Annotated in this window: 11 protein-coding genes; 4 read left to right on the top strand and 7 right to left on the bottom strand. The window is 65.2% G+C overall.

What is annotated here, in order from left to right:
* From ABYB95_RS09905 to aroC, 4 genes are all read right to left on the bottom strand, one after another.
* A partial coding sequence (locus ABYB95_RS09905) for a molybdopterin cofactor-binding domain-containing protein (protein WP_372658317.1) occupies positions 1-1562 on the bottom strand: 1562 nt, incomplete at its 3' end.
* A gap of 2 nt (positions 1563-1564) precedes the next feature.
* Positions 1565-2032: a (2Fe-2S)-binding protein gene (locus tag ABYB95_RS09900; RefSeq protein WP_372658316.1), complete on the bottom strand. Its 468-nt coding sequence runs from the start codon at positions 2030-2032 to the stop codon at positions 1565-1567.
* 186 nt (positions 2033-2218) lie between these two features.
* The gene (locus tag ABYB95_RS09895) at positions 2219-3391 is read right to left on the bottom strand and encodes an MFS transporter (protein ID WP_372658314.1); all 1173 of its coding nucleotides are present in this window, start codon (positions 3389-3391) and stop codon (positions 2219-2221) included.
* A gap of 141 nt (positions 3392-3532) precedes the next feature.
* The gene (gene aroC / locus ABYB95_RS09890) at positions 3533-4633 is read right to left on the bottom strand and encodes a chorismate synthase (protein WP_372658313.1); all 1101 of its coding nucleotides are present in this window, start codon (positions 4631-4633) and stop codon (positions 3533-3535) included.
* A gap of 237 nt (positions 4634-4870) precedes the next feature.
* Between aroC and ABYB95_RS09885 the strand changes: the two genes are divergently transcribed.
* The gene (locus tag ABYB95_RS09885) at positions 4871-5296 is read left to right on the top strand and encodes a cupin domain-containing protein (protein WP_372658318.1); all 426 of its coding nucleotides are present in this window, start codon (positions 4871-4873) and stop codon (positions 5294-5296) included.
* Positions 5297-5359: 63 nt separating this feature from the next.
* Here ABYB95_RS09885 and ABYB95_RS09880 read toward each other — a convergent pair whose 3' ends face one another.
* A complete protein-coding gene (locus ABYB95_RS09880; RefSeq protein ID WP_372658311.1) occupies positions 5360-6016 on the bottom strand; it encodes a glutathione S-transferase in 657 nt (218 codons plus the stop codon).
* A gap of 135 nt (positions 6017-6151) precedes the next feature.
* Here ABYB95_RS09880 and ABYB95_RS09875 point away from each other — a divergent pair, with 135 nt between their 5' ends.
* Positions 6152-7369, top strand: coding sequence for a polyhydroxyalkanoate depolymerase (locus ABYB95_RS09875; RefSeq protein ID WP_372658310.1), 1218 nt, complete (start codon positions 6152-6154; stop codon positions 7367-7369).
* A gap of 100 nt (positions 7370-7469) precedes the next feature.
* On the opposite strand, the gene ABYB95_RS09870 is transcribed toward ABYB95_RS09875, so the two are convergent.
* On the bottom strand, positions 7470-7934 hold the full coding sequence (locus ABYB95_RS09870) for a CBS domain-containing protein (RefSeq protein WP_372658309.1): 465 nt from the start codon (positions 7932-7934) through the stop codon (positions 7470-7472).
* A 120-nt stretch (positions 7935-8054) separates the two neighbouring features.
* Between ABYB95_RS09870 and ABYB95_RS09865 the strand changes: the two genes are divergently transcribed.
* Positions 8055-9359 carry an O-acetylhomoserine aminocarboxypropyltransferase gene (locus ABYB95_RS09865; RefSeq protein WP_372658308.1) on the top strand — a complete coding sequence of 435 codons (1305 nt, stop codon included), beginning with the start codon at positions 8055-8057 and terminating at the stop codon, positions 9357-9359.
* Positions 9360-9485: 126 nt separating this feature from the next.
* The gene (locus ABYB95_RS09860) at positions 9486-10316 is read left to right on the top strand and encodes an alpha/beta fold hydrolase (protein WP_372658307.1); all 831 of its coding nucleotides are present in this window, start codon (positions 9486-9488) and stop codon (positions 10314-10316) included.
* 40 nt (positions 10317-10356) lie between these two features.
* Here the strand turns inward: ABYB95_RS09860 and ABYB95_RS09855 are convergent.
* Positions 10357-10616 (bottom strand): hypothetical protein (locus ABYB95_RS09855; RefSeq protein ID WP_372658306.1); only part of this gene is annotated, 260 nt, incomplete at its 5' end.

The following is a 10616-nucleotide window of genomic DNA, read 5'->3' as shown; positions in this document are numbered from 1 at the left end:
GAATGCCCCACCGAACGCCAGAACCAGACGTTGGGGCCGGGCTCGCGGCGGCTGTAATCGAGCCGCTGGTTGGGGATGTCGTACGGGTGGTCGTTGATGCCTTCCATGGCGAAGCTGTCGACCCCGCTTTCGGGGATTTTCATGAAGCCCGAGGCCGCCATGATGGACGGCGAGGCCACACCGGCTTTCAGCAGGCTCAGCTTGCCGTCGGCGGCGAAACCGGCCGAAAACCGGGTCACGGAGGCCGGGCGGTAGAAACCGGCGGCCATGTCGTCTTCGCGCGAATAAATGAGCTTCACCGGCGCCCCGCTGATCTTGGACAGCAGGGTCGCGTCGATCACGAAGTCGGGCGCAAAACGGCGGCCAAAGCCCCCGCCCAGCATCATGGTGTTGACCTTGACCTTGCCCGGGTCCACCGCCGCCACCTGGCCCAGAATGCCTTGCACCGGGCCCTGGCTTTGTGTGCCGGCCCACACCTCCACACCTTCGGGCTTGACCCAGGCGGTGCAGTTCATGGGCTCCATGCACGCATGGGCCAGATACGGCGCTTCGTAGGTGGCTTCTACCGTGCGTGCGACCTTGGTGTCTGCCGCACCTTCCTGCCGTGCCACCGCGCCCGGGGTGGCCGCACCATCGGTCAGCATGGCCGACACTTTGGCCGACGACAAACCGGTGTGTGCGCCCAAGTCCCAATCCACCTGCAAGGCATCGCGGCCTTTTTTGGCGGCCCAGTAGCCGGTGGCCAGCACCGCCACGCCGCTGGGCAAGCTGATCACCTGCTTCACACCGGTGACCGCCTTGGCTTTGCTGTCGTCCACCTTGACCACCTTGGCACCCGGCAAGGGCGCGCGCGCCATCACAGCCACCAGCATGCCGGGCAGGTTGACGTCGATCCCGTATTGCGCCGTGCCGTTGGTCTTGCCCACGGTGTCCAGCCGCTTCTTGCGCTGGCCCACGATCTTGAAGTTTTTGGGGTCTTTGAGCACCACCTTTTCGGGTGCCTTTTGCCGGCTCGCGGCCTCCGCCAATGCCCCATAGGTGAGCGCCTTGCCGCTGCTGTGCAGCACACGGCCTGCTTCGGTGCGGCATTCGGACACCGGCACCTTCCACTGCTCGGCGGCGGCGGCCACCAGCATGGCGCGGGCCGTGGCACCGGCGTTGCGCATCACATCCCAATGGCCGCGCACCGTGGTCGAGCCGCCGGTGGCCTGCATGCCAAAGGCGGGGTTGTTGAAGGCGGTGCTCACGGGTGCCTGCTCCACGCCCACCTGCGCCCAGTCGGCGTCCAGCTCTTCGGCCATGAGCTGCGGAATGGCGGTGAGCACCCCCTGCCCCATTTCCGACGACCCGCAGATCACGGTGATGCGGTTGTCGGGCGTGATGCGCAGCCAGGCGTTGGGGCTGAACGAGGCGGCGGCATCGCTGGCCGCCAAGGCCCGCCCGGACAGCGGCAAGGTGAAACCCACCACCAAGGCAGCGCCGGTGCCGGCCAAGAATCCGCGGCGGGTGGGGTTGAGCAGCGGTGCGCCCGCTGGAGCGTCTGGCGTGACAAGCTGGTTCATGTTCAGGCTCCCTTGCTCAAGCTGACCGCTGCGTCCTTGATGGCGGCGCGGATCTGGTTGTATGTTCCACAACGGCACAGGTTGCCACTCATGGCCTCGTCGATGTCGCCGTCGCTGGGTTTGCCGTTCTGGCTCAACAGGGCGCAAGCACTCATGATCTGGCCCGACTGGCAGTAGCCGCACTGGGGCACGTCGTGCGCCACCCAGGCCGCTTGCACCGCCTGGCCTGCCTTGGTAGCGCTCATGGCTTCGATGGTGGTGATCTTCTTGCCCACGGCGGCAGAAATGGGCGTGGTGCAGGAGCGCACCGCCTGCCCGTCGAGGTGGACCGTGCAAGCGCCGCACAGCGACATGCCGCAGCCGAACTTGGTTCCGGTGAGTTTCAAATCTTCGCGCAAGGCCCACAACAAGGGCATATCGGGCTCGGCATCCACCGATGCCGTGTTTCCGTTGACGTTCAAGCTGACCATGGGGTCTCCTCCGACTGGATGGTGCGGCGATGCGCCAAATGGCTCGCCAAGCAAACAGCAGCGTAGCGAGACTGGCGCACCTGTCTTCTTGAGGAATACCCTTAGCCCTGCTGCCAGCAAGGAAACCCCGTTCCAGGCCGTGGCAGAGGCTTCAAACGGCCCGCAAACGCGCGGGGTGGCCCCGGCTCAATGCCCGCTGGCGACACTGTGGCGCCGCAATCGCCAGGCGCAGGCGGTCGCGACCAGCGCACACAGGGTGGAGAGCCAGAACACGCTGACCAAGCCCAGCGAAGCGCTCATCACCCCGCCCACCAGGCCGCCCATGACACCCGGCAAACCGTAGCCCACCACGGTGTACAGCGCTTGCCCGCGCCCGCGCAACCGGCCCGGAAAATGGTGGGACAACAAGGCGATGCACACCGTGTGGTGGGCGGCAAAGGTGATGGCGTGCAAGGCTTGCGCCAGCAACAAGAGCGGCCACACCAGGGGCACCCCGGCGGTGAGCGCCATGCGCAGCGCCATCAGGCCCGAAGCCAGCACCAGCCAGGCGGTGAGCGGCATCTTGGGCAACCAGCGGCCCTGGGTGTAGAACCAGCCGATCTCGATCACCACCGACACCGCCCAGAGCAGGCCAATGGCGGTTTTGCTGTAGCCCAGTGCATCCAGGTAGAGCGAGAAAAACACGTAGATGAAGATGTGCGCCAGCACATGGAAGAACACCGACGCAAAGAACCAGCGCACCGCAGGCTGGCGCAGCACCGGCCGGATATCGGGGTGGTCGTGTTCGTGGTGAACCGCCTCCCGGTGGTCGGGCAGACACCACACGCTGACCGTGACGGCCACCAGTGTGGCCAGCGTCCAGCCCGGGAAAGACCCCATGCCAAACGACTCGAACCACCAGCCCGCCAGCACCACCGTGACCAGAAAGCCCAGCGAGCCCCACACCCGCACGCGACCATACCGCCGCGCGTCGAACGCGCCACCCTGGCTCACCAGATGGGCCAGGGCCGCCTCGCTCATGGGCATCATGGCGCTGGTGTGGCTGAACATGAGCAGCAACACCACGAACAGCGCCACACCACCCAGTGGAAACCACAGCGCCAGCGACAACCGCAGCGCCACGGTGGCGCCGTAGCGCAGCAGTTTGACGCGCTCGCCGGTGCGGTCGGAGAGCGTGCCCCAGGCGTAGGGCGCGAACAGGCGCGTGGCCGATTGCACCGAGGTCAGCACGGCGATGGCGATCAGGCCAAAACCCAGATCCTTGAGCCAGAGCGGCAAATACGGGTTGAAGAAACCAATGTGGGCGAAGTAGCTGGCGGACAGGGCTGCGAAAGGAAGGAGCTGCTTTCGCTGGCTCACAGCAAACTCCGTTCGAGCGGCGCCTGACCGGTCCTGCGCCTGTCGAAAGATCGAAGGGTTTGTACGCCGGTCACCCCAAGCATGGCCAAGGGCAAGCTCGGTCCGAACGGGTGGGGTTGGCGCACGAACCGGCGGGCAAAATCAGATGCGGCCCGCCGCCGCGATGTCGGGCGTGACCACCTGCACATCGCCACACTGTGCGCGGTGCAGCAAGGCGTGGTCCATCACCACCAGGGCCAGCATGGCTTCGGCAATCGGGGTGGCGCGGATGCCCACGCACGGGTCGTGCCGCCCTTTGGTGACCACTTCGGTGCTCTGGCCGGCCACGTCGATGGATTCGCGCGGCAGCAGGATCGAGCTGGTGGGTTTGATGGCCATGGCCACTTCCAGATCCTGGCCGCTGCTGATGCCACCCAGCATGCCGCCGGCGTTGTTGCCCTTGAAACCCTCGGGCGACAGCGCGTCGCCGTGGTTGCTGCCCAGGTGCGCCACGCTGGCAAAACCGGCGCCGATCTCGACCCCTTTGACCGCGTTGATGCCCATCATGGCGTAGGCGATATCGGCGTCGAGCTTGTCGAACAGCGGCTGGCCCAGGCCCACCGGCATGTTCTGCGCCGTCACACGCAGGCGCGCGCCGCAAGAATCTCCGCTCTTGCGCAGCGCGCCCATGTATGCCTCCAGGGCCGAGACATCGGCCACGGGCGCGAAGAAAGGGTTGTTGGGCACATGGGCCCAGTCTTCGAACGGAATCTCCAGCGCGCCAATCTGCGTCATGCAACCGCGAAACTCGGTGCCCCATTTTTCTTTCAACCACTTCTTGGCCACCGCACCGGCCGCGACCATGGGTGCGGTCAGGCGCGCCGAACTGCGGCCACCGCCTCGCGGGTCGCGGATGCCGTACTTCTGCCAATAGGTGTAGTCGGCATGGCCGGGCCGGAAGGTCTGCAGGATGTTGCCGTAGTCCTTGCTGCGCTGGTCGGTGTTCTGGATCAGCAGGCAGATCGGGGTGCCGGTGGTCTTGCCTTCGTAAACGCCCGAGAGGATCTGCACCGCATCGGGTTCGTTGCGCTGGGTCACGAACTTGCTCGTACCCGGACGGCGGCGGTCCAGGTCGGGCTGGATGTCGGCCTCGCTGAGCGCCATGCCGGGTGGGCAGCCGTCGATCACGCAGCCAATGGCCGGGCCGTGGGATTCACCGAAGTTGGTGACTGCGAATAAGGTGCCGAAGGTGTTGCCGCTCATGTGCGCGATTATCCCAGAGCGGCACCAAGCCCCCGGTGGCAACGGACGGTGCACCCCTGCGGAACAGCAGCATCGCCAACTTGGTGCGCAACCGGGCCCGCGATGCACCGACTAAGCGCCCGCGCAATACCCCTGCCCGGACTCGGCGCATTGACAACCGATGGACACACGATGGAACATTTCATGCTTATGCTGCATTGCAGCAAACTACGTCTGCCCACGCACAAGGAGCGCATCATGTTGGACCGGACCGCCACCCAGTTTTCCCACGTCAAACCCAGCCAGAACGCCTATGTCGAAGGCGGGCTGCGCGACTTTTTCCTCTACCGCGACCTGGGTATTGCCGACGCCACCAATGGCCAGGTGATCGCCCACCTGGTCAAAGCCAACCAGCCGCCAGACGAGGGCACAGGCTGGCACCGCCACGAGGCGGACTTCCAGATCGTGATCATGATCAAAGGCTGGGCCAAGTTCATGTACGAAGACCAGGTGACCCTGGTCGAGGCCGGTGACTGCGTGCACCAGCGCCCGGGCATCCGGCATTTCCTGTTCGACTATTCACCCGACATGGAGTACCTGGAAATCGTGTCGCCGGCGGATTTCAAGACCGTGGACGTTGAGCCGCCGGCTTGCGAAGTGCCCAAGCCCACGCCCTGGAAGTGACGCGCGTGTGAGGCGCCGCCCCCTTGGCTTTGAGGGGGTCGCGCACGGCGCGGCGGGGGTGGGTCAAAACTCCGCGTCCAGCTCGTCGATCTCGTCGGGCTCGGCCTCGGCGGCATCCACCCATTCGCGCATCGCGGGCAAGGCCATGATGCGCTCGCAGTACAGCACGCAGGCGGCGTCCAGCGGCACGTCGTAGGTGATGAAGCGCGTCACCACCGGCGCAAACATGGCGTCGGCCATGCAAGGTTTGGCCCCAAACAGGTACGGGCCGCCATAGGTGTCGAGGCATTCGCGCCAGATCGCCTCGATGCGCTCGATGTCGCTCTGCGCGCGCGACCAGACTTTGAAGCCTGGGAAATGCGCCTTGATGTTCATGGGCAGCGAGGAGCGCAGCGCAGAAAAGCCCGAATGCATTTCGCCGCAAATGGCGCGGCAATGCGCGCGGGCGGCCCTCACTTCGGGCAACAAACCGGCCTTGGGCTTGATTTCGTGGAGGTATTCGCCAATCGCCAGCGTGTCCCAGACGTGCACGCCGTCGTGGTCCAGCGAGGGCACGCGCATGGAAGCCGACAGCAGCAGCATCTCGGCCTTCATCGCGGGATCGTCGGGCGAAATGATGTGCTCGGTGAACTCCAGCTTGGCCAGCTTGGCCATCAACCAGCCACGCAAGGCCCAGGCTCCGTAGTTCTTGCTGCTGATCGTGAGAACGGCTTTGGCCATGTGTAAGTACTCCTCTTGAGCTTCACTCGCAAGCCCTGTGCCACACCTCGGGGACACCGACGCACCGTGTGTGTGCATAGCACCATGGCCCGCAACTTGCCTGCACACCAACACCCAACGACAAGAAGGACAACCATGCTGTATCAGGCTTACCAGACCCAATCCGACCTGATGTCGCCCTTGCGCCTCATGGCCCAGCACCTCAGCGGTTCACCGTGGCTGCAACGCACCGAAAAGTCGCTGGGCCGCAAGCTGTCTGCTGTGTGTGATGTGGTGTCGCGCATGCGCCTGACCCACTCGCGACCGGCTTACAACATCACCAGCGTGACCGTGGGCGCCGAAGAAGTGCCCGTGACCGAAGAGCTCGCCCTGACCCTGCCCTTTGGCTCGCTGCTGCGCTTTCGCAAGGCCGACGCCGGCCTGTCCTACCAACCGCCGGTGCTGCTGGTGGCGCCGCTTTCGGGCCACTTCGCCACCTTGTTGCGGGAAACCGCGCGCACCCTGCTGCAAGACCACGACGTCTACATCACCGACTGGCACAACGCACGCGACGTGTCTTTGCTGAACGGCGGCTTTTCGCTCGACGACTACATCAGCTACATGATCCGTTTTATGGAGACCATAGGCCCGGGCTGCCACGTGGTGGCGGTTTGCCAGCCTTGCGTGGCCGCGCTCGCGGCGGTGTCCATCATGGCCGAGGACGACAACCCGGCCCAGCCCACCAGCCTCACCCTCATGGCCGGGCCGGTGGATTGCCGCGTCAACCCGACCGAAGTCAACCGCCTGGCCATCAGCAAGCCCATCGAGTGGTTCGAAAAAAACCTGATCAGCCACGTGCCGCTGCCGCACAAGGGCTTCATGCGCCGGGTTTACCCCGGTTTTGTGCAGATTTCCGCCTTCATGAGCATGAACCCCGAGCGCCACAAGGCCTCGTTCCGCCAGATGTTCGAGTACCTGGACGAAGGCCGGCTGGAAGAAGCGGCCACGATCCAGAACTTCTACGACGAATACCTGGCCGTGAACGACCTGCCCGCCGAGTTCTATCTGGAGACGGTGGAAAAGGTGTTCCAGACCTACGACCTGCCGCTGGGCAAATTGCAATGGAAGGGCCGCACCGTCGACCCCAGCGCGATCCGGCGCACCGCGCTCATGACGGTCGAGGGCGAACGCGACGACATCTGTTCGGTCGGCCAGACCGTGGCGGCGCAGGACATGTGCAAAAACGTGCGGCCCTACCTGAAAACCCACCACGTGCAAACCGGTGTGGGCCACTACGGCGTGTTCAGTGGACGCCGGTGGAACCAGCAAATCTACCCACGCGTGCGCGACACCATCCACGCCAGCATGGGCTGACGCGGCCAGACCGGTTGCGTTGAACCCACCCAGCAAAACGCCCCTGTGACGGGGCGTTGTGTTGGGCACTGCGGACGGCCAAAGCCCCGGGTGCAGCAGCTCAGAGCTGGCTGGTCTCGCCCTTGTCTTCTTCTTCGGGCCAGTCGCGGATGTAGGCCTTGAGCATCTTGTTCTCGAAGTTCTGGCTGTCCACGACCGCCTTGGCCACGTCGTAAAAGCTGATCACGCCCATCAACATTTTGTTGTCCATCACCGGCATGTAGCGGGTGTGCCGCTCCAGCATCATGGGGCGCACCTGCTCCAGTTCGGTTTCGGGTGTGCAGGTCATGGGGTGGTCGTCCATCACCGCACGCACGCTGCGGTTGGTGATCGTGCCGCCGTTCTGGGAAAGCGTGTGTATCAGTTCGCGAAAGGTGAGCATGCCCACCAGTTCGCCGTGCTCCATCACCGCCAGGGAGCCGATATCGAACCCGGCCATGATCTCCACCGCCTTGCTCAAAGCCTCGTCGGGTTGAACGGTGTAGAGCGTGCCGCCCTTCACGCGCAGGATGTCGCTGACTTTCATGGCTGTTCTCCTCAATGGGGCTTGTCTCCAGCAGGGCTGGTCTGTGCCTGAATATAGCCCACAATAAGCCGCACCACCATGCGTTGGCCCGAGCGCAGGAGACACAAGGAGACACCCGACATGCCTGGCTATTCCGACCCCGGCTTTGATACGCTGGCCCTGCACGCGGGCAGCCAGCCCGATCCCGCCACCGGCGCGCGCGCCGTACCGATACACCTCACCACCTCCTTTGTGTTCGAATCCAGCGAGCACGCGGCTTCGCTGTTCAACCTGGAACGCGCGGGCCACGTCTACAGCCGCATCAGCAACCCGACCAACGCGGTGTTCGAGCAGCGCATGGCGGCGCTCGAAGGCGGCATAGGCGGCATCGCCACCGCCAGCGGCCAGGCCGCGCTGCACCTGGCCATTGCGACCATCATGGGTGCGGGCTCGCACATCGTGGCCTCCACCGCCTTGTATGGTGGCAGCCAGAACCTGCTGCACTACACGATGCGCCGCTTTGGCATCGACACCACGTTTGTGAAACCCGGCGACATCGACGGCTGGCGCGCCGCCGTGCGGCCCAACACCAAGCTGTTCTTTGGCGAGACCGTGGGCAACCCCGGCCTGGACGTGCTGGACATGCCCACCGTGGCGCACATCGCGCACGAAGCGGGCGTGCCTCTGCTGGTCGACTCCACCCTCACCACGCCGTATCTGGTGAAGCCGCTGGAGCTCGGCGCCGACATCGTCTACCACTCGGCCACCAAGTTTCTGAGCGGCCACGGCACGGTGATCGGCGGCGTGCTGGTGGACGGCGGCGGTTTCGATTGGGAAAAGTCGGGCAAATTCGCCGAGCTCACCGAGGTGTACGACGGTTTCCACAACATGGTGTTCAGCGAGGAGAGCACGGTCGGCGCCTTTTTGCTGCGCGCGCGGCGCGAAGGTCTGCGCGACTTCGGCGCCTGCATGAGCCCACACACGGCCTGGCTCATTCTGCAAGGCATAGAAACGCTGCCGCTGCGCATGGAACGGCACATGAGCAACACCCAGAAAGTGGTGGCGTTTCTGGCCAGCCACCCCTTTGTCAGCCGGGTCGGCCACCCCTTGCTGGAGAGCCACCCCAGCCACGCACTGGCAGAAAAACTGCTGCGCCACGGCGCCAAGGGCGCGGGTTCGGTGTTCAGCTTCGACCTCAAAGGCAGCCGCGAACAGGGCAAGGCCTTCATCGAAACCTTGAAAATTTTCAGCCACCTGGCCAACGTGGGCGACTGCCGCTCGCTGGTCATCCACCCCGCCAGCACCACCCACTTCCGCATGAGCGACGAGGCCCTGGCCGCCGGTGGCATTGGCGCGGGCACCATCCGCCTGTCGATCGGACTGGAAGACCCCGACGACCTGATCGACGACTTGAAGCGCGCGCTCAAGTCCGCCGAGAAATGTTGATTCCCCCTGCGTCGCTTCGCGACGTCCCCCCAGGGGTACGCATCCTGTGGCCCGTCCTGAGCCTGACGAAGGACGGTTCCACGGCGGCCCCCTGAAACACATGCACTTCTGCTCCGGAGCCTTTCCATGCAACTGACCGTCAACGGCGCCCCAACCTATTGCTACACCGGCGGCAAGCCTTTTGATCCTGCCTTGCCCACGGTCGTGTTTGTGCACGGCGTGCTCAACGACCACAGCGTCTGGATTCTGCAAAGCCGCTACCTGGCCCACCACGGCTGGAACGTGCTGGCGGTGGACTTGCCTGGCCATTGCAAAAGCGCGGGCGAGGCACCGGCCAGCGTGGAGGCCGCCGCCGATTTCGTGGCGGCGCTGCTGGATGCGGCGGGCGTGCAGCGGGCTGCGCTGGTGGGCCACAGCTGGGGTTCGCTGATCGCGCTCGAAGCCGCCGCGCGCCTGAAAGAACGCGTGAGCCACCTGGTGCTGGTGGGCACGGCCTACCCGATGAAGGTGTCGCCGGTCTTGATCGAAGCCGCGCTGCACGAGCCGATGAAGGCGCTCACCATGGTCAATGTGTTCTCACGCAGCACGCTGGCCGCTTCGCCCTCGGCGCTCGGGCCTGGCACCTGGGTCTACGGCACCAGCATGGCGCTGGGCCGCCGCGTGTTGGCCAGCAACACGGCGGTCAATCTGTTCCACCGGGGTTTTGTGGCCTGCGATACCTACGCCCATGGCGAAGAAGCCATGGCGCAAATCACCTGCCCGGTGCTGTTCGTGCTGGGCGCGGTGGACCAGATGACGCCACCCAAAGCGGCCCAAACCCTGATCCAGGCCGCGCGAGCCCATGGCAAATCGCTGGAACGGGTGGACCTGCCGGTGGGCCACCACCAGATGACCGAAGCGGGCGACGCGACGCTGTTTGCGATCCGGGATTTTCTGCGCCCAACCGCCACGGCCTGACGCCTGCGCGAAGGGCGCAACGCGAAAGGCGTGGCCTGGTTCAGGCGCGGGCTCGACCGAAGTGCTCGGGCGCCGGCCGGCCGATGCGGCGAAGCACCCGACCAGCGACCAAGAACAGCGCACGCAACAGAGCCGGCCGCGAGGGCTGTGGTACCGACACAGATGCCGGTGCGGGCAGTGGCTGCAAGCGGTATTCGGCACAGGCGGCGGCACCGGCGTCGGGCATGGCATCGGCTTGGACCACCACCCAATCGCGCTGCAGGTCGATGCTGGCGCCCGGGCCCAGAAACAGGTCTTGCG

Origin of the sequence: Hydrogenophaga sp. (assembly GCF_041633695.1) — a bacterium.
GTDB lineage: Bacteria > Pseudomonadota > Gammaproteobacteria > Burkholderiales > Burkholderiaceae_C > Hydrogenophaga.
The sequence above is the reverse complement of the archived record's forward strand: the minus strand, read 5'-3'. Positions and strand labels throughout refer to the sequence as shown.